Annotated in this window: 16 protein-coding genes and 2 tRNA genes; 5 read left to right on the top strand and 13 right to left on the bottom strand. The window is 73.0% G+C overall.

What is annotated here, in order from left to right; translation table 11 throughout:
* Positions 1-4: 4 nt before the first annotated feature.
* Both OHA72_RS05815 and OHA72_RS05810 read right to left on the bottom strand, forming a co-directional pair.
* Positions 5-2077, bottom strand: a complete 2073-nt coding sequence (locus tag OHA72_RS05815; protein ID WP_327006815.1) for a cellulose binding domain-containing protein — start codon at positions 2075-2077, stop codon at positions 5-7.
* 104 nt (positions 2078-2181) lie between these two features.
* Positions 2182-3615: an ankyrin repeat domain-containing protein gene (locus OHA72_RS05810; RefSeq protein ID WP_327006814.1), complete on the bottom strand. Its 1434-nt coding sequence runs from the start codon at positions 3613-3615 to the stop codon at positions 2182-2184.
* A gap of 165 nt (positions 3616-3780) precedes the next feature.
* Between OHA72_RS05810 and OHA72_RS05805 the strand changes: the two genes are divergently transcribed.
* The 4 genes from OHA72_RS05805 to OHA72_RS05790 all read left to right on the top strand — a co-directional run bounded on the left by OHA72_RS05805 (position 3781) and on the right by OHA72_RS05790 (position 8940).
* The gene (locus OHA72_RS05805) at positions 3781-4140 is read left to right on the top strand and encodes a cyclic-phosphate processing receiver domain-containing protein (RefSeq protein ID WP_327006813.1); all 360 of its coding nucleotides are present in this window, start codon (positions 3781-3783) and stop codon (positions 4138-4140) included.
* Positions 4137-4748, top strand: a complete 612-nt coding sequence (locus OHA72_RS05800) for a hypothetical protein (protein ID WP_327006812.1) — start codon at positions 4137-4139, stop codon at positions 4746-4748. The genes OHA72_RS05805 and OHA72_RS05800 overlap by 4 nt, the downstream gene beginning before the upstream one ends.
* A 155-nt stretch (positions 4749-4903) precedes the next feature.
* Positions 4904-8356 carry a glycoside hydrolase family 2 TIM barrel-domain containing protein gene (locus OHA72_RS05795; protein ID WP_327006811.1) on the top strand — a complete coding sequence of 1151 codons (3453 nt, stop codon included), beginning with the start codon at positions 4904-4906 and terminating at the stop codon, positions 8354-8356.
* Positions 8357-8397: 41 nt separating this feature from the next.
* Complete coding sequence (locus OHA72_RS05790) at positions 8398-8940, top strand: GNAT family N-acetyltransferase (RefSeq protein WP_327006810.1); 543 nt, start codon at positions 8398-8400, stop codon at positions 8938-8940.
* Between the two features lie 7 nt (positions 8941-8947).
* Here the strand turns inward: OHA72_RS05790 and OHA72_RS05785 are convergent.
* The 8 genes from OHA72_RS05785 to OHA72_RS05750 form a co-directional block, all read right to left on the bottom strand.
* Positions 8948-9020: transfer RNA gene (locus OHA72_RS05785), tRNA-Ala, on the bottom strand.
* Positions 9021-9033: 13 nt separating this feature from the next.
* On the bottom strand, positions 9034-10794 hold the full coding sequence (locus OHA72_RS05780; protein ID WP_327006809.1) for an ankyrin repeat domain-containing protein: 1761 nt from the start codon (positions 10792-10794) through the stop codon (positions 9034-9036).
* Positions 10795-10854: 60 nt separating this feature from the next.
* Positions 10855-10927: transfer RNA gene (locus OHA72_RS05775), tRNA-Met, on the bottom strand.
* Positions 10918-12399 carry a hypothetical protein gene (locus OHA72_RS05770; protein ID WP_327006808.1) on the bottom strand — a complete coding sequence of 494 codons (1482 nt, stop codon included), beginning with the start codon at positions 12397-12399 and terminating at the stop codon, positions 10918-10920. Before OHA72_RS05770 ends, OHA72_RS05775 begins: the two co-directional genes overlap by 10 nt.
* 38 nt (positions 12400-12437) lie before the next feature.
* Positions 12438-12629 (bottom strand): hypothetical protein, encoded by a 192-nt coding sequence (locus tag OHA72_RS05765; RefSeq protein WP_327006807.1) that lies wholly within the window; start codon positions 12627-12629, stop codon positions 12438-12440.
* Positions 12630-12729: 100 nt separating this feature from the next.
* Positions 12730-13086, bottom strand: a complete 357-nt coding sequence (locus OHA72_RS05760) for a hypothetical protein (RefSeq protein ID WP_327006806.1) — start codon at positions 13084-13086, stop codon at positions 12730-12732.
* Positions 13087-13091: 5 nt separating this feature from the next.
* Positions 13092-13532, bottom strand: coding sequence for a TetR/AcrR family transcriptional regulator (locus tag OHA72_RS05755; protein ID WP_327006805.1), 441 nt, complete (start codon positions 13530-13532; stop codon positions 13092-13094).
* A 138-nt stretch (positions 13533-13670) separates the two neighbouring features.
* Positions 13671-14480 (bottom strand): SAM-dependent methyltransferase, encoded by an 810-nt coding sequence (locus tag OHA72_RS05750; protein ID WP_442788698.1) that lies wholly within the window; start codon positions 14478-14480, stop codon positions 13671-13673.
* 60 nt (positions 14481-14540) lie between these two features.
* Between OHA72_RS05750 and OHA72_RS05745 the strand changes: the two genes are divergently transcribed.
* Positions 14541-15062, top strand: a complete 522-nt coding sequence (locus OHA72_RS05745; RefSeq protein WP_327006803.1) for a GNAT family N-acetyltransferase — start codon at positions 14541-14543, stop codon at positions 15060-15062.
* Here the strand turns inward: OHA72_RS05745 and OHA72_RS05740 are convergent.
* Genes OHA72_RS05740 through OHA72_RS05730 form a run of 3 tightly spaced genes read right to left on the bottom strand, consistent with a single transcriptional unit; the run spans position 15054 to position 18047 of the window.
* Complete coding sequence (locus OHA72_RS05740) at positions 15054-16181, bottom strand: aromatic ring-hydroxylating oxygenase subunit alpha (protein WP_327006802.1); 1128 nt, start codon at positions 16179-16181, stop codon at positions 15054-15056. The two genes, OHA72_RS05745 and OHA72_RS05740, sit on opposite strands and share 9 nt — an antisense overlap.
* Before the next feature lie 19 nt (positions 16182-16200).
* Entirely contained in the window at positions 16201-16839 is a 639-nt protein-coding gene (locus tag OHA72_RS05735) for a response regulator transcription factor (protein ID WP_327006801.1), read from the bottom strand.
* A complete protein-coding gene (locus OHA72_RS05730; RefSeq protein ID WP_327006800.1) occupies positions 16827-18047 on the bottom strand; it encodes a sensor histidine kinase in 1221 nt (406 codons plus the stop codon). Before OHA72_RS05730 ends, OHA72_RS05735 begins: the two co-directional genes overlap by 13 nt.
* Between the last annotated feature and the right edge of the window lie 27 nt (positions 18048-18074).

Below are 18074 nucleotides of genomic sequence, written 5' to 3'. Positions count from 1 at the left end.
TGGGTCAGGCGACGGCGCAGACCGTGCCGTTGAGGCGGAAGGCGGTCGGGAGGACGTTGGGGCCGTTGTACCCGCCGACGAAGCCGGTGCTGGTGGCGCCGCCACCGGCGGCGAGGGCGCCGTTGGTGTCGATGTTGGTGATCTTCACGTCGCGGCCGGTCTGGGTCCAGTTGCCGTTCCAGCTGCCGTTGACGGTCTGCCAGGTGGTGGGCCAGGTGAAGGTGAGGGTCCAGCCGTTGATGGGGCTCGGGCCGGTGTTGGTGATGTCGATGTTGCCGACGTAGCCGTTGCCCCAGTCGTTGACGTCGGTGAAGCGGACGGTGCAGGTGCTGGTCGCCGGGCTGGCGGTGGTGAACGTCAGCGGCGGCGAGGACCAGGAGACCCGGCCGGCGGTGTCGCGGGTGATGACGTTGACGGTGTACCTGGTGCCCGGATTCAGGTTGTGGACCTGCAGCGACGTGCCCGGGGTCTCGCCCAGCTGCTCGCTGATGGTGCCGTTCTGGCGGTACACCTCGTACTTGGCGACCGGGCTGCCGCCCGCCGACGCCGCCGGCCACGCGATGGTCGCCGTGGTCGCGCCGACGGCGGTCGTGGTGGGCTGGCCGGGTGCGCCGGGTGCGCCCGCGGCCGGCGAGGACGAGTGCAGGACGAGCAGCGTCAGCGAGTACGGCGCGAGGGTCTGCGCGGCCGCGGTGCCACCGGTAGCCGTGCTCGGGGCGCTGTCGCCGTTGCGGAACGAGACGACGGTCGGCGCGCCCGCGGCGGGGGAGTAGCCGGAGTACTGGATGCTGACCGGCCGTGCGTTGTCCGGATCCTTGTTGATGAGCAGGACGGCCAGGTCACCGTTGGGGCGCCGGGCAGCGTGCGCGCTCACCAGCGGGTCGGCGGTGCCGGCGCGGACGAGCTGGTCGCCGGTGCGGATGAAGGACTTCATGACGCTCAGCGCGTGGTACGGCGCGAACGGCGTGTTCATCGGCGGCTCGCAGACCGTGCCGCCGGTCTGGCAGCCGCCGCTGGACAGCAGGCCGAAGTCGCCGTAGTCGGTCTGCCCGGCGACCGTGGAGACGGTGCCGATGCCGTTGTGCACGTTCCACCACTGGACGGTGAAGACGCCGTTGTCCAGCAGGCTGCTGTACGCGTCGGCGAGGAACAGCGCGCCGGGCTGCGTGTTCAGTCCGACGCCCACGTTGAGCTCGGTGAAGCTCACCTTGATGCGGGCGGTGGCGCCGGCTCCCGCGTGCCGGGCGATCTGCTGGCGCGTCAGGTACATGATGTCGTCGATCTGATTGGTCTTGCTCAGCGACTCCGCAGCGGTGCCGCCGCCCGGGTACCAGTGCAGGTCGACGAAGTCGATCGACGGTCCGGCAACGGAGAGCACGACCTGGTTCCACGTGCCGGCGTCACCGGAGCCGACCAGGCCGTCCGGCCAGTTTCCCGGCGTGGTCAGCACCGCACCGATCTTGATCGTCGGGTCGACCGCCTTCATCGCGGCCGCGAACGCCACCACTCCCTCGGCGTACGCTCGCGGGCTCTTGTCGGCGTGGTTGTCGGCCTCCCACGCGCTGCCGTAGTGGCCGTTGCCGTAGTTCTCGTTGCCGATCGTCCAGTACTTCGCCCCGTAACCCTTGGTCACGTTCGCGTAGCGCACCCAGTCGGCGGCTTCTTCCGCGGTACCGGTGCCGTAGTTGGCGATGATCATCGGCTGGGCGTTGATACGGCGTACCGACGCCATGAACGTGTCGAAGTCGGTGTTCGGGGCGACGTAACCGCCGGGCGCGGTGTGGTCGCGCCAGTGGTAGATGTCGGCGTAGGAGCCACCGGGGTACCGCAGCATCTGCGCGCCGGCGGCGCCGAGCAGGTCGGACACGGCGGTCGTGCCGAGCTCGGCGTCCCAGATCGCGTCGTTGACGCCTAACGCGGTGTCCGGCACGGTCGCGAGGCCGGCTCTGGCGTTCACGGTGACGGTGGTCGGTGCGGGGTCGGCGGCCGCGGCGGCGCCTGGGACGGCGGCCGACATCCCTGCCGCGAGCAGCAATGCCGCGCCCAATGCGGCGCGGCGGCTGAGTCCGATCTGCATGGCGGTCCTATCGGAGAGCTTGGATGGAAGCGCTCCCATGCTGGGGATGCCGCGGGGTCAGGTCAAGCGCTTCGACAACCCCGCGGCCGTGACCACCGTGCAGATCAGCGGATCTGTGAACCTTCCACGGTTGCCAGGTACCCGGCCACCGCCCATTGATGGTTGTGCTCCGCCCAGCCCCGAGGGGTGGCATGGTACGAGGGGTCCGTGCGGCCCGGGTCGGCGCCGAGCTCGACGAGCGCCTTGACGGTGTCGAGGTGCCCGTGGAACGCGGCCTGGTGCAGCGCGGTGCCGTGCCGTTGCGCGTTCACGTCGAATCCCAGCCTCACCATCAGCCGCACCGCCTCGGTCCGGCCGTCGGTGGCGGCGGCGACGAGGTGGTGCGGATGGCGGGCCACCGCGTCCGCCGCCACTGCCCGCAACCGGTTGGCGGCCGCCTCGTCGGCGCGCATGCACGCACCGAGGAACCGCAGCACCGGGTCCGCGACCTCGGTGATCCCGGCATGCCCGTACAGGACCGCCACCTCGCTCGCGGTGCGCCCTTCGAAGACGGGATGCGCGGTGCCCACGCCGTCCGGATCGGCGCCCTGGTCCAGCAGCAACCGGACCCGGTCGAACCGGCCATGCCGAGCCGCCTTGATCAGCTCGTCCTGCAACAACTGCGCCGGCGTCGGATGCGTGCGCCCGAGCCGCCGGTGCCACACCCCGCCGTCCCCGCGCCCCAGCCCGTGCCGCAGCAGCATCCGCAGATGCTCGTCCCCGTCCGGCTGCAGGCCGCAGTTGTACAACGTCTGACTGTCATTCGGATCGGCGCCCGCATCGAGCAGCAGCTCGGCAAGCTCCAGCCGGAACTGGTGCGGCGGCTGCGCCCCTTCCCCGCCACCGAACGCCCCCGTCAGCACGGTGAACGGCGACGTCAACCCGTCCCACAGGAACCCGGCGTCCGGGTCCGCACCCCGCTCCAGCAGCAGCCGCGCAACCTCCAGCGTGGAGTGCCCGGGCGCGGTGCTGTCGATGCGCGAATACGCCAGATACAGCAGCGGCTCCCACCGGTGCGGCCCACCCTGCCGGTTCGCCAGCCCCGGATCGCCCTCCAGCATCGTTTGCGCCGCCGCGACGTCCCCCACGGCCGCGGCCGTGGAGATCGAGTGCCCGGCCAGCTCCGGCCGCTCGGCCAGCATCCGCCGTGCCCGCGCCCACCGCGCCGGATCGTCACTGCTGTACGTCAGGCAGGCCAGCAGCAGGAAGTCGTCCGCCGGCGCGTTCGCCCCGCCGACCGGTTGCTGATGCGGCGACCGCGTGAACCGCTCGATCGCGTCCAGCGTCGCCCGCAGCGCGGGCCAGCTCGCAAACCCGTAGGACCTGGCCACCACCAGCAGCGCATCGGCCCGCGCAACCTGCTGCGGCGCCCGCGGATGGAACTCCCGCACCAGCTCCAGCGCCCGCGCATCCCCGTCACGGACCTGCCGCTGCAGCGCCTTGGCCTGGTTTCGCAGATGCTCGACGTCGGGATTGTCGGGAAGACGGCGAATCGGCACGGATGCCTCCTTGTCCGAATGCCCGGCGCCCGCATGCTCAGGCCGGAAAGGAGGGTGACGCACCGGCTTCGCTTCGATCTTCCAGGTGGGCTGAGCCCTTCGCGCGGACTGCCGGCGCCCCGAGCGCCACCCCCACTCTACGCCGTAGCGGTTAGCGTGCGGCGCATGAGCAGTGAGCGGCGCATCGTCATCCTTGTCGACGATCTGCGGTCCTTCGTCGATGGCAGGGCGGCTGAGGTGGCGCGGACCAGTGCGGATGGCGTTGAGGTGTTGCGGCGGTACCGGGGGCGGCGGATCGATGAGTTGTGGCTGGATCACGACCTGGGTGGGGAGGACACGGTCTGGCCGGTGGTGGAGGTGCTGGAGTTGGCGGCGTTCGAGGGGCGGCCGTTCGACGTCGGGGTCGTCGTCATCCACTCCGCGAATCCGCCGGGCGCCGCCAAGATGCTGCAGGCGCTGCGCCGGTGGGGGTACGAGGTCAGGCCGGCCGCCGGGTCGCCGCACGTCGGGTACCTCGGCGCGTGAGCGGGCGGCCTTGGGTGCGGGACCCGGCGCGGCTCGACGATCCGGGAAACTGGGCGGGCGGGTTCTACGAGCTTGACATCGAGCTCGGGCCGGTGGACCCGGTCCGGTTGCAGCAGGACCTGAGCGGGTTGTGGTCGGCGGCGCGGGTCGAGGGGTGTCACGCGCACGGTGGTGAGTGGCCGGCGGTGCCGCTCACGGTCGGCGAACTCGCGGCGCGCGGGCACCTCGCCGGGGTCGTGCTGGTGCCGTCGGGGGAGCGGGTCGTGTGCGGGGTGGTCGGGATCGACTACGGCGACGGCGGGCAGTGGCTGAGCTTCCACGTGCCGCTCGGTGCGCTCGGGCGGGTCGAGCACCGCGTCGGCGGCTTCCCGTTCGACGGTCGCAGCGGCGTGGCGTCGCTGCAGTGGCGGCGGCCGATCGACGGGTGGCTGGCGGGCGTCGCCGGAGCGGTGCATCGGGAGGTGGGGATCGCCTGCGCGCTCATCGGGTTCGAGGTCGACGCCGGCGTCGACGCGGCGAGCCTCGGCGGCGGGGTGCCGGCGCAGCGGTGGGAGACGATCCTGCTGCCCGGCCCCGGCGGGCTCGTGGCGCACCCAGCGAACCAGTGAACGGCGAACCAGTGACGGCAGCCGGTGAACGGCAGCCAGCGAGGTCGATGGTTGACGGGTTGCGGAGAGTGCACTAGCTTCGCGGCTACTGCAAGTCTCTTCCGGAATCGGATCCGCCCGTAGCCGATTCCGGGAGGAACCTTCCGGAGGCTCATGTGACCCCGCATCGTCGCGACGTCCTCAAGCTCCTCGGCACCGGCACGGCCGGTGCCCTCCTGCCCGTCTCCGCACTCGTGGGAAAGGCCGCCGCGGCTGGGTCGGTCACCGTGTCGCTCAACGGCGGCTGGCGGTTCGCGACCGATCCCGGCAACACCGGCGAGGCCGCCGGCTGGGCGCAGCCCGGGTTCGACGACTCCGGCTGGGCGACGCTGCAGGTCCCCGGCAACTGGGACGTGCACGACGCCTGGGCCGGTCACCGCGGCTGGGGCTGGCACCGCAGGACCGTCGCGTCGCCCACGATCACCGCCGGGCAGGTGGTGCGGCTGCGGTTCGAGGCCGTCTACCACCGGGCCAGGGTCTGGTTCAACGGTGCGTATCTCGGCGAGCACCAAGGGGGCTACACGCCGTTCGAGTTCGACGTGACCGGCAGGCTCCAGAGCACCAACACCGTGGTCGTCGCGGCCAGCAACACGTACTCGATCGGCGCGTGGTGGCCGTGGGGCGGGATCAGCAGGTCGGTCTCGCTCACCGTCGATGCCGCCGTGCGGATCGAGCGGCAGCACGTCATCGCCACGCCGGACCTGAGCACCGGCGCGGGCAGCGTCGTCAACTGGGTGACGCTGTCCAACGCCGGCGCCGCCGCGCGGACCGTCACCGTGCGCAGCACCTTTGCGTGGGGCGCGCCCGCGGTGACCGTCACCGTCCCGGCGAGGGGCACCGCCGAGGCGCGGCTGGACAGCGGCGTCGCCGCCGGCGGGTTCGAGCTGTGGGGGCTCGACAGGCCCACCCTGTACACCTGCGACACCACCGTCAGCGAGGGCGCCACCGTGCTGCACGGCAAGGCCGACAGGTTCGGGTTCCGCAAGGTCGAGGTGCGCGGCACGGCGATCCACCTCAACGGGGAGCCGGTCCGGCTCAACGGCTACAACCGGGTCGGCGACGACCGGGTCGTCGGGGCGACGGAGCCGACCTATCTGGTGCGGCGCGACCTCGACCGGATGAAGGCGTCCGGGGCCGGCCTGATGCGCATCCACCACGTGCCGCAGACGCCGGAGCTGCTCGACTACGCCGACGAGATCGGCATGCTGCTCATCGAGGAGATCCCGGTCTGGGGCAGCGGCGCCAACCTCGACCCGGCCAACGAGACCACCCGCGCCGAGCTGCGCGACATGATCCGCCGCGACTACAACCACCCGTCGATCGTCGCCTGGTCGGTGGCCAACGAGATCCTCGGTGCCAGCGAGGCGGGGCGCGTCTACGTGCGCGAGATGATCGCGTACATCAAGTCCACACTGGACAGCACCCGGCTGTGCACCTACGTCAGCAACAGCTTCGGCAGCGCCTCGACCGCCGGAGCGGAGGCGTTGCAGTACACGGACTTCGCCTGCATCAACATGTACGGCGGCTTCGCCGGCGGCGCCGACCACGTGCACGGGCTGTACCCCGACAAGCCGATCTTCGTCTCGGAGTACAGCTCCGACAGCTTCACGTTCCCCACGACCCGCGAGGACGCCGACTTCCGCACCACCAGCGACGCCGCCGCGACCGCCTTCCCCGTCCGGCCGTGGATCGTCGGCAGCTCGCACTGGACGTTCAACGACTACCGCAGCAGCTTCGGCGGCTCGTCGCCGAACCAGGTCCGCGGCTGGGGCATCCAGAACGTGTGGGGTCGGCGGAAGCGGGCGTACGCGCAGCTGCAGGCCACCAACGCGCTGGTGCGCGGGCTCGGCATCACCGCGTCCAGCGGGCTGAGCCTGCTCACGCTCACCCCGCGGGGCGACGCCCCGGCGCGCATCCTGCGCGGGCACCGCCTCGCCTGGCAGGTCACCGACGCCCAGGGCACCGTCATCGACGGTCGGATCGTGCCGCTGCCCGACATCGCACCCGGGTCCGCGACCCTGCAGCGGGCCGTGCGCTGGACCGACCCCGGCACCGCCGTCCGGCAGCGGCTGACGCTGCTCGCCCCGTCCGGCCACGAGATCGCCGTGTCCACATTGGACACCCGGGTACCGGCAGCGCCGGTGATCCGCACGACGATCGCCGCGAACGGGGCGGTGCGGGTCGTCTTCGACCGGGTCGCCAACGCCGACAACTACCGGGTGCTCACCTCGACCGGCGTCACCGGCGCCGACACCGTCAACGGGTTCGCCGACCTGACCGGGCTGACCAACGGCACCGCGATCCAGGTGCGGGTCGTCGCGGTCAACGGCGCCGGCACCTCGGCCGCGTCCGCGCCGGTGACCGTCACCCCGACCGGCACGCTGGCGCTACCGCCGAAGATCCAGGATGTGGTACCGGTGGCCGGCGGGTTCGTCCTGGGGTTCATCGTCGCCCCGGGAGCGGCCGATCATCAGGTGCAGGTGTTCAGCGGCGCGAGCGTCGTCAGCGAGTTCACCACGGCGCTCAAAGGCTCCGTCCGCGTCACGGTCGCCGGGGACTCCGTGCGCATCAAGGGCGGCAACACCGTCTGGAGCGAGCAGGTCCCGGTCACCGCCGCCACCTTCACCGTGCACGGCGCGCTCGCCGCCGACGACCGGCTCGCGGTGCGGATCACCCCGCAGCCGACGGCGGAGCGGTACGAGGTGACCGCCACCGGCGGCGGCCGCACCGTCGTGCGCGTCGTGGAGTCCTCCGCCGTCGAGCTGCTCACCGTCACCGGGCTCGTCGCCGACGTCACCCAGCAGGTGAGCGTCCGCTGCGGCACCGCCGCCGGCTGGTCCGCGCCGAAGACCCTGACCACGCGCACCACCCCGCCGCTGCCGACCGGCGCGCCGGGCGCCCCGACCGGGCTCGGCAGCTCCACCAGCGGCGGCGTCACGACCCTCGTCTGGTCCGCGGCCGCCGGCGCCGCCGGTTACCTGGTCGCCGCCGCCGACTGCGGCCCCGAGCGCACCGTCGCCGTCGTCGCCGGCGCGACCACGCTGGTGCTCGGTGAGCAGAGCACCGTCGCGGGGATCTCGTACCGGGTCACCGCCGTCGGCGAGGGCGGCACCAGCGCGCCGTCGGCCGGCTACGTCGTGCCCGGCACGCCCGGGCCGCGGCAGGTGACCGTCACGCCGCTGGACACCACCGCTGACTGCGCCGGGTCGATCCGGTACCGCGAGACCGGCACCTGGCTCGCGAGCAGCCTCACCGGCGTCGACGGCACCCCCAGCCGGTACAGCAGCACCGCCGGATCCACCGCCACCTGGGCGCCGACGCTGCGTGCCGCCGCCACCTACCGCATCGACGTGTGGGTGCCGGCGAGCACCAGCAGCACGACCGCGGCCGCGTACCGGATCACCCACGCCGCAGGCACCGCACAGGTCACGGTCGACCAGGTCGCCGCGGGCGGGGCGTGGCGCACCCTCGGCACGTGGGCGTTCGCGCAGGGCACCGCCGGCATGGTCGTGCTCACGGCCGGCACGACCTTCGCCCGGGCGAATGCGGTGCGGTTCACACCCGCCTAATTCGGTGCCGGCCGGGGCGGGCCGGATGCCACGATGGCGCGATGCAGTACACGATCAGAGCGGTGCGCGCCGAGGACTGGCCCCTGGCAAGGGAGCTGCGGCTCGCCGCGCTGCAGGACCCGGTCGCGGCGATCGCGTTCCTCGAGTCGCACGAGCAGGCCGTCGCGCAGCCCGACGAGTTCTGGCAGGGCCGCACCGCCACCGCCGCCGAAGGCAGGACGGTGCGGCAGTTCATCGCCGAGGACGGCGCCGGGCGCTGGCTGGGCACCGTCACCGTGCTCGTCGAGCTCGCCGGCGTGCAGGACTACTTCGGGCACGTCCCCGACGTCACGCAGACGCACGTCGTCGGCGTCTTCGTCCGGCCGGAGGCGCGCGGCACCGGCCTCGCGCAGGCGCTCTTCGACGCGGCGCTGGGCTGGTCGTGGGCGCTGCCCGAGCCGCACGTCGAACGCGTCCGGCTCTACGTCCACGAGGACAACGCCCGCGCCCAGGCGCTGTACGAGAAGGCGGGCTTCAAGCGCTCCGGCGTCACCGTGGACGCCGCCGTCGGCCGCGAGCTCGAATACGCGGTAGAGCGCGGATAGGCCGGGGCAGGGCCGGCCGGAATCGAACCGGCGTCCCTCGTCCTGCAGAGACGGTGCGACGACCTCTGCGCTACGGCCCTGCCGCGGCGGAGTCTAGCGGTTCAGCTGCCGCAGGAACTCCAGGTCGCGGCGGCCGGTCCAGACGGCGACCCGCGAATACGGCCGCTCCGACCTGGCCTGCGGGTCGGCGCCGGCGGCGAGCAGCCCCCGCACCAGGTCCGGCGTGCCGTAGTCGACGGCCGGGTGCAGCGGGGTCTCGGCGTTCAGGTCGCGGGCGTCGACGTCGAGGCCGGCCGCCAGGAGCCGTGGCAGCAGGTCCACACCGGACATCCACGGCAGCAGGTGCAGCAGCGTGCGCCCGTGCTCGTCCCGCACGTGCGGGTCGAGCCCGCCGTCCAGGGCGGCGGCCACGGCCGCGCCGTCGCCGTGCAGGACGAGGGTCAGCAGCTCGCGGCGCAGGCCCCGCATCTGGCCGGGCATCCGCACCGCGGGGTCCCGCCAGCCGTCGTGCGCCGCGACGCAGCCCTGCACCTGGCCGCCGAACGCCTTGATCATGCGCTCCCGCCGCACCTCGGCCGGCGGGTGGTCCAGCCGGACCGCACCGTCGCGCAGCAGCACCTCGTGGACGGCGTTGTTGCAATACACCCGGACCGTGTCCCGCAACGTCCGCGGCGCCGGCGGTGCGGGAGTCGTGCCGGAGGGAAACAGCGCCTCATGCACCAGTGGATGCAACTGGTCGGGGCGCACGACCCCGTGGAACAGGGCGGTCAGCTCGTCCGGCCGGCGGGCCAGGACGTGCGGCAGCCGCGGGACACGGTCCAGCGGCAGCCCGAACTCAGCCACCTCGGCGCGCCGCCGGTCGTCGTCGACGTGGCCGTACGGCACGCCGGCGACGAGCCGGGCCCGCGGGTGCCCGGTGTCGAGCCGGTCGAGGACGATGCACCGCCCCCGCACGTCGATGCGCACCAGCCCTGACCGCGTGTCCACGTCCACCGGCATCGGCTCGGGTCGCGGCGGCGGGTCCGCCCTCCGCGTCCTCCCTGTCGGGCCGCCCTCGGCGTTGAAGCCCGGCACATGCACGGGCCGCCGCTCCACCGGCACGGCCCGGCGCAGGTCCGCGACGTGCTCGGCGACCCGGCCGGCGGCATGGGCGAGCGCCGCGTGCACGGGCCGCAGCCAGGCGAGCGACTGCTCCACGACCACCCGGCGGGCCTCGTCATCGCGCCCCGGGTCGAACGCCGCGGGGTCGATGCGGTCCCGGCTCCACCCCTCGTCGAACAGCAGCACCTCGAGGGTGAAACCGGCTGCCTCCCACGCCTGCGCGTGCCGGCCGGCCTCGTCGAGCAGGACCGCCCGCTCGACCAGGCCCTCGGGCCCGTCGCCGGGCGTGTCCAGCCGCTCGCCGGTGGCGGTGAAGAACGGCAGCCTGGTCGTGCCGCCACAGCGGGTCAGCAGCTGCCTCGTCCGCCGGGAATCCCAGCGGTCCCGGGCATACAGCAGCGAGTCGTCCCGCCGGCCGGTCGCGGTGCTGTCGAGGCGCTCGAACCGCAGCGCGATCCGCTGCGGCCGGTCGAGGCGGTCCGGCGGCCGGACGACGATCGCGTGCGCGTCGGGAAACAGCGCCAGCGGCAGCCGCAGCCCGGTGCGCAGCAGCCCGTCGCCGGGGCGGCGCGGCAGATGCCAGCGCAGCAGGTCCGGCACCAGATGACGCAGCTCGCCCTCGACGTCCGTGGCGACCCGGGCACCGTGGTCCCGCTTGACCGCGGTCAGGTCGAACTCGACGTCGACGCCCGCGACCGCGCACGCCCCGCGCCAGTCACCCTCCAGCCGCCGTGCCGTCGCCTGCTCGATCATCCAACCCGGCACCGCAGACGGATGCAGCGGCAGCACCCTCGGTCCCCCTCACGTCGAGGGCAGTGCCGACCGGAATCGAACCGGCGTCCTTCCGTTTATGAGACGGACGCGACCACCTCTGCGCTACGGCCCTGCCGCCGCCGAGTCTATCGACGCCGTGCCCTCGGACAGGTGGCGGCGGTGCACCAGGTACCGGCCGAGGTCGGTCAGCTCGACGGTGAGACCGGGCTGCGGCCACATCGCCCACAGGGCGGTGCCGTACGCGGCGGCGACGGCGGCACGCTCCGGATCCTCCGTGACGCCGGTGACGGCGACGGCGCCGTGGCGGGCCAGGGTGGCGAGGATGTTGCGGACCGCGGTGCCGGCGATGCCGGCGAACAGCTCGGGGTCACCGCCCGGCAGGCGGCCGGCCTGCTCGTCCAACAACCGGTCGGTGAGCGCCTCCAGGTCGCCTGGGCCGCCCGCGGAGTGCAGCAGGTCCAGGAACAGTGGCGTCCACGGGTCCAGCCAGCTGCGCAGATGCTCGGTGCCCTTCTCCGAGTGCATCGGCGTGACCGGATGGATGAGCACCTCGGCCAGGTCCGCCCACAGCTCGAGCGTCTCCCGCACCGGCGCGGTCCCGGCCAGCGCGGCACCGACGAGGTCCGCGCCACGGCCCGGCACGACCCGCGTACGGCGCAGCTGCACGACGTCGAACTCGATCCCCATCTGCCACAGGGTCGTCAGGAGCGGCTCACCGGCCTTGGTGACGGGCCTGCCCAGCGCGGTGAGCAGCGCCGGCCGGTCGGCCTTGCGGATCTCGCCACGGTCGTCGACGGCGCGACCGCCGGACCCGACCCAGCCCGCGAGGGTGGCGAGGTCGTGCAGCAGCGCGGCACCGTCGGTCGACACCGCCTTGGCCAGCGCCGCGTCGTCCGGCAGCGTGACCGGGGCGAACCGCACCGGCGCCGTGCACCCGCAGTCGCAGGGCAGGTCGGGCCAGATCAGGTGCTTCACCGGCTTGCGCCCGCCGCTCACCATCGCGACCTGGCCGTCGTTGACGAGGACGGTGCCGGTGGCGTACCCCTGCTGCTCCTCCATCATCCGGCCGAGCACCTCCCGGCGCTCCTCCGGTCCGCGGGCGCTGAACCGCGCCGCCCAGGCGTCGACCTCGGCCGGGTCGCCGTCGGGCCGCACCCCGTCACGCAGCATCGCGGTGAAGATCCGCTTCGCCAGCCCCCACCTGTCGGTGTCGGCCATCGCTGCCGGGTACTTCGCCTCCAGCCGGTCCAGCTCCTTGAACAGCGCCGCCGGCCGGGCGCTGCCCGGATGCAGCCGATCCGTGTCGTCGAGGAACCGCAGATAGTCCCGGACCGACTCCAGCCCCCGCTCCGCGAGACCCCAGGCGTCCACCTGCCGCGGCGCGACGTAGTCCATGAACAGCGCGTGCACGTCGCCGCTGCGCCACCGGGTCGGATCGGCCCGGTCGAGCGCGTCGGCCCGGCACTGCAGCAGGATCTCGATCCTGTCCCGCCACTCGGTGCCGGCCGCGCCGCCGGGCACGATCGCCCGCGCCACCGCCCACGCGGTGAACTCCTCGACCATCCGCTGCCGCAACCGGAACATCGACCGACCATAGCGAAACACGACCGGGTGAGGCCGGGTCAGGTCACGATGCTGCTGAAGAAGTCACCGAACCCGGTGCCGAGACGGGTGATGAGGCCGAGCAGCCCTTCGGCGACGCTCGCCGCGGCCTGCGGACGGAAGGCAATGAAATAGATGAGGAACGCCCAAAAGGCGTAGGTCAGCGTCTTCTTGACAGTCATCGGATGCCCCGCGCGGTGTCGTCCGGTCATGTACCGGACGGCCGACTACCCGCAAGCCACCGCCCTAACCGCCCCATCGTTACAATCCGTAAGTCGTTTCGCACCTTTTGTGCTCACGTCTTTGTGTGGATCACGAGCGGCACACGGACTGTTCGATGAGGTCGACGGCGGCGCGGGGATCGTCGACCTGGATCACCAGGCGGGCGTACCGCTCGTCGGCGAGCTCGACGACGATGGCCTTGGCGGCGTCGCGGACGTCCCAGAACACCTTCTCGCCGTCCAGGTGGAAGGTGCCGGCGGTGATGACGTTCGGGATATAGGCGCCGGGCGCGCGGATGCCCTTCGGCTGGCGGACCATGCCGGGGTCGGCGGTGGCGCCACGGACGTTGGCGAGCGGGATCGCCAGGCGGCTCTTGAGGGCCCAGAGCTTGTCGAGGCCTTCGATCTCCACGACCAGCGTGTCGCCGTCGATGCTGACAGTTGCCATGATCGTCACTCCTTGGTGGTGGATGAGCTGACGCGGGCCCGCAGCCGCAGGCCCAGCAGTTCGGTGGCGCGGTCCGGGCCGAGCGCCGCGTCCAGCCGGGTCAGTGCGCCGCCGATCAGCGCGGCGACCTCGGCGTCGAACGGGGCCTGCTCGACCGCGGCCAGCAGGAGCAGGTCGAGCGCCCCGCCGGCCAGCAGCGTGTCGCGGCCGTCGGCGCCGCCGGTCGTGGCCGCCAGCAACGGCTCCAGATCGTGCTCGAGATACCAGCGCAGCGCGGTCAGATACAGGCCGCGCTTGCTGCCGAATGTCTTGTACAGACTGTTGCGGTGCAGGCCCAGCCCGCCGACCAGGTCGTCCACGGACAGCCCGTCGTAGGCCCGCCCCGCGAACAGCGCCACCGCTGCCCGCGTGACCGCCTGCTCGTCGAAGCCCCTCGGTCGTCCCATGCCCCAACGGTACGAGTTTAGGAACGCTCAGTCAAGAACGAACGTTCCTAAACGCATCCCCGGTCCGTCAGCACCTTGATGCGCTGCTCATCAGGGCAGCCCGACAGGGACGAGGGGAGCGGCGCGCCGGGAAAGTCATCAGGAGAGGCGGGCGACGCCGGCGTACATGGCGGTCTCCGAGGCGGTCGGGCGGGGCTGGGGCTCGTCGGCCGAGCGCCACTCCGCCAGCGGGACGACGCCCGGCGGCACCAGGTCCAGGCCGTCGAAGAAGCGGGCGAACTCGGCCTCGGTGCGCAGACGGCCCTGGCCGTGCTTACCGGAGGAGATGTCGGCGACCAGCTCCGGCGGCAGGTAGTCGCTGGTGGCGTGCGAGGCGACCAGGTAGCTGCCGGAGGGCAGGGCGTCGAGCAGGCGGCGGACCACCGTGTACGGGTCGTCGTCCTCCGGCACGAAGTGCAGGATCGCCAGCAGCAGCAGGGCGACCGGCTGGGAGAGGTCCAGGGTCCGGCGCAGGTCCGGGTCGTCGAGGATCTTCGAGGGGTCGCGCAGGTCGGCGTCGACGTAGACGGTGGCGCCCTCGGGGGCGCTGGTCAGCAGGGCGCGGGCGTGGACGAGGACCAGCGGATCGTTGTCGACGTAGGCGATCCGCGACGACGGGGCGATGGCCTGCGCGACCTCGTGGGTGTTGTTGGCCGTGGGCAGGCCGGTGCCGATGTCCAGGAACTGCCGGACGCCGACCTCGCCGGCCAGGAAGGTCACCGCGCGGCGCAGGAAGCGGCGGTTCTCCACCACGGCGGTGCGGATCGCGGGGAACTTCGCGGCGATCGCGTCGCCGGACTCGCGGTCGGCGGCGAAGTTGTCCTTGCCGCCCAGCCAGTAGTCGTACCGCCGGGCGGGGTGGGCCACCGTCGTGTCGATCCGCGACTGCCAGTCCTGCGAACTCACCAGCGAACCTCCGTGTCCGACGTGCAAGAGGACCCCCGTACACGGCGATCCTAGAATGCCGGCATGGTGACCTTCCGCCCCGCTCGTAGCTCCGACGTCCCGGCCGTGGTCGCGCTGGTGCAGTCCGCGTACCGCGGCGACAGCAGCCGCGAGGGCTGGACCACCGAGGCGGACCTCCTCGAAGGGCAGCGGACCGACCCGGCGATGGTCGAGACCGCGATCGAGACCACCTTCGTGCTGGTCGCAGAGCAGGAGCAGGGCGGCGACGTCGTCGGCTGCTGCCAGCTGGAGCGGCGCGAGGGGTACGGCTACTTCGGCATGTTCGCCGTCGACCCACGGCAGCAGGGCAACGGGCTCGGCCGGGCCGTGCTGGCCGAGGCGGAGCGGGTCGCCAGGGACGAGTGGGGCGCCGGGGAGCTGCGGATGACGGTGATCGTCCAGCGGGAGGACCTCATCGGCTGGTATGAGCGGCGCGGCTTCACAAGGACCGGTGAGCTGTCGCCGTTCCCGTACGGCGACGAGCGCTTCGGCCGGCCGCTGCGGGACGACCTCGCGTTCGAGACCCTGACGAAGAAGCTAGGTTAGGCGCACGCCACGGCCCAGGTAGGCCTCGGCGACCATCGTCGTCCACTGGTACACGGCGTCCTCGTTCGGGGCCAGCGGCCCGGGCACGACGTGCGGCGAGCTCAGGCCGCGCTGCACCGACTCGCACGCGGCCCAGTCCTGCCGGTTCGTCAGGTCCCAGAAGTCGACCGCGTAGGCCGTCTCGGAGAAGCCGTCGGGGAAGAACCAGCTGCACTCGATCGACGTCAGGCCAGGTTCCAGTGGCGTCAGCCGGTGCGTCATCACGTAGTCGGGATGCGCGGACACCAGCAGGTTGGGGAACAGCCCCACGTAGAGCACGGTGCGCCGCGGGGCGTCGGGGATGTAGACGCCCGGGCCGGTGCCGTCGAAGGACATGGTCGAGGCGTGCGGGCGCAGGTCCATCGAGCCGCCGACCCACGCGCCCGGCATGGACCAGTTGTCGCCCGACGTGGGCGGGGACACCTTGCACAGCTCGGGGTGGATCAGCGGGCAGTGGTAGCACTCGTGATAGTTGTCGATCATCACCTTCCAGTTCGCGGCCACCCGGTATTCGTGGCGTGCCCCGAGTTGCAGGCTGCGCATCCGGTACGGCCCCAGCAAGCCGTCCAGTGCCCCCAGGTGCTGCTCGAACGGCTCGGCGGGCGCGCCGGCGTTGACGAACAGCCAGCCCTCCCAGACCTCGGCCGGCAGCTCGATGAGCCCGAACTCGGCCGGGTCGAGCGGCCCCATGCCGGGCGCCGTGGCGAGCGCACCGTCGAGCCGGAAGGCCCAGCCGTGATACGGGCACACCGCCGCCGGCCGCCTGTTGGACCCGCCGTCGGGCAGCAGCTCGTGGGCGCGATGCCGGCACACGTTGGCGAACGCGCGCACGGTGCCGTCGGGGGAGCCGTCGGGGAAGGTGAGCAGTACCCCGACATCGCCGACCGTGACGGCCCGCTGCGTGCAACCGTCGCCGAGCTCGCCGACCCGGCCGACGCACGTCCACGAGTCGGCGAACAGGTGCCGCCGCTCCCAGGCGAGGACCGCCGGGTCGGTGTACGCCTGCGCCGGCAGCATCCGTGAGGACCCGAACGGGCGCAGCGTGGCCTCGACCGCGGCCCGGTCCAGCGGGGCTTCCATACCTTCCATCATGACGGTTCTACCGGTGATCGAGGTAGCTCAGGACGGCGAGGACCCGGCGGTGGTGGTCGCCGGACGGGGGCAGGCCGAGCTTCGCGAACAGCGAGTTGATGAGGTTGTTGACGGACTTCTCGGCGAGGACCAGGCGGGCGGCGATGGCGGCGTTGGAGTGACCTTCCGCCATGAGGCGCAGCACCTCGCCCTCCCGCGCGGTGAGGCTGTCCAGGGTGTCCGGGCGGTGGATCAGCTGCGCGACGACCTCGGGGTCCATCACCGTGCCGCCCGCGGCGACCCGGCGGATCGCGTCGACGAACTCGCGGACCTCCCCGACCCGGTCCTTGAGCAGGTAGCCGACCGCTCCGGCCCGGTCGGCCAGGAGGTCGCGGGCGTAGAGGCGCTCCACGTACTGCGACAGCACCAGGACCGGCAGGCCGGGCACCGCGCGCCGGGCGGCGACGGCGGCGCGGAGGCCCTCGTCGGTGAAGGTGGGCGGCAGCCGGACGTCGACGACCGCGACCTCCGGTTGCGCCGCGACGAGCCGCTCGGCCAGCCCTTCTCCGTCGGCCTCGGTGACCGTGACGTCGAAGCCGTACGCGGTCAGCATGCGGGTCAGGCCGTCGCGCAGCAGCACCTGGTCCTCGACGATCAGGACCCGCACGGCAGCTCCATCTCCAGCACCGTCGGGCCGCCGAGGGGGCTGCTGACCCGGAGGCTGCCGTCGAACGCGGACAGGCGCCGCCGGATGCCGAGCAGACCGGTACCTCGGGACGGGTCGGCGCCACCTCGGCCGTCGTCGTGCACGGTGATCCGCACGGTGTCCCCCGCGTCGACGAGGCTGACGCGGACCTGCCCGGCGCCGCTGTGCCGGATGGCGTTCGTCAGCGCCTCGGCGGTGGCGAAGTAGGCGGCCGCCTCCACGGGTGCGGCCAGCCGCCGCTCCAGCCGCAGGTCCAGCTCGACCGTCACCGCGCTGCCCAGCACCAGCGCGTGCACGGCGGCGGCGAGCCCACGGTCGGCGAGCACCGGCGGGTGGATGCCCCTGACCAGGCTGCGCAGCTCGGTCAGGGCCGCGCCGGCGCCGGTCCGCGCCTCGGTCAGCAGCGCCTTGGCCACCGCCGGGTCGTCGTCGATGACGTCCTCGGCGACGCCGAGGTGCATGGCCAGCACGACCAGCCGCGCCTGGGCGCCGTCGTGCAGGTCGCGTTCGATGCGCCGCAGCTCGGCGGCGGACGCGTCCACGGCGGCGGCGCGGGTGGTGGTGAGCCGGTCGACCCTGGCCGTCAGCCGCGCCGCGGCCGTCGGCTCCAGCAGCGCCCTGCCCAGCCAGGTCTGGCCGCGGATCAGGTGCCGCGGCAGGTGGTGCGCGAGGACCGCCAGCCCGGCACCGACCGGCACCAGCACCCAGGTCAGCGGCCCGGACCGGCCGGTCCACTCCAGCACCGCCGGATCGAACCCGGTCGGCTCGGGCAGCACCGCCCGCAGCGCCGGCGCGGTCACGCACTGGACGGCGGCCAGCCACAGCCCGACGGCCAGCACCAGCCCGCCGAGGCCGGCCACGAACTGGCACGGCAGCCACAGCAGATCGCGCCACGTCGCCGGGTCACCGACGACGGTCCGCAACCGGGTCCATGCGCGGCCGTTCAGCGGCCGGTACGGCGACGCCGCAGCCACCCTGCCCCGCTGCGCGCCGGCGAGCCGGCGGCATGCCCAGACCGCGGCGGCGAAGAGCGCCACGCCCAGTCCGGCGGCCAGGCTCGCCGGCCCCGACACCACGACGAGCACCAGCAGCACGGGCGCGGGCAGCCCGATCGCCGCACCCACCGCGAGCCACCACAGCTCCCGCAGACGATCACGAAACCGGTTCACGACCACGACGGTAGGCCGCACCCGGCG

It is taken from the genome of Dactylosporangium sp. NBC_01737, assembly GCF_035963215.1.
Taxonomy (GTDB): domain Bacteria; phylum Actinomycetota; class Actinomycetes; order Mycobacteriales; family Micromonosporaceae; genus Dactylosporangium.
This window is presented reverse-complemented; position numbering and strand designations above follow the sequence as displayed.

Excerpts from the sequence above, each read along its gene's own strand:
- OHA72_RS05780 (WP_327006809.1), bottom strand. The coding sequence starts at position 10,794 with ATGATCGAGCAGGCGACGGCACGGCGGCTGGAGGGTGACTGGCGCGGG.
- OHA72_RS05770 (WP_327006808.1), bottom strand. The coding sequence starts at position 12,399 with ATGTTCCGGTTGCGGCAGCGGATGGTCGAGGAGTTCACCGCGTGGGCG.
- OHA72_RS05815 (WP_327006815.1), bottom strand. The coding sequence starts at position 2,077 with ATGCAGATCGGACTCAGCCGCCGCGCCGCATTGGGCGCGGCATTGCTG.
- OHA72_RS05805 (WP_327006813.1), top strand. The coding sequence starts at position 3,781 with ATGAGCAGTGAGCGGCGCATCGTCATCCTTGTCGACGATCTGCGGTCC.
- OHA72_RS05790 (WP_327006810.1), top strand. The coding sequence starts at position 8,398 with ATGCAGTACACGATCAGAGCGGTGCGCGCCGAGGACTGGCCCCTGGCA.
- OHA72_RS05760 (WP_327006806.1), bottom strand. The coding sequence starts at position 13,086 with ATGGCAACTGTCAGCATCGACGGCGACACGCTGGTCGTGGAGATCGAA.
- OHA72_RS05745 (WP_327006803.1), top strand. The coding sequence starts at position 14,541 with ATGGTGACCTTCCGCCCCGCTCGTAGCTCCGACGTCCCGGCCGTGGTC.
- OHA72_RS05755 (WP_327006805.1), bottom strand. The coding sequence starts at position 13,532 with ATGGGACGACCGAGGGGCTTCGACGAGCAGGCGGTCACGCGGGCAGCG.
- OHA72_RS05740 (WP_327006802.1), bottom strand. The coding sequence starts at position 16,181 with ATGGAAGCCCCGCTGGACCGGGCCGCGGTCGAGGCCACGCTGCGCCCG.
- OHA72_RS05765 (WP_327006807.1), bottom strand. The coding sequence starts at position 12,629 with ATGACCGGACGACACCGCGCGGGGCATCCGATGACTGTCAAGAAGACG.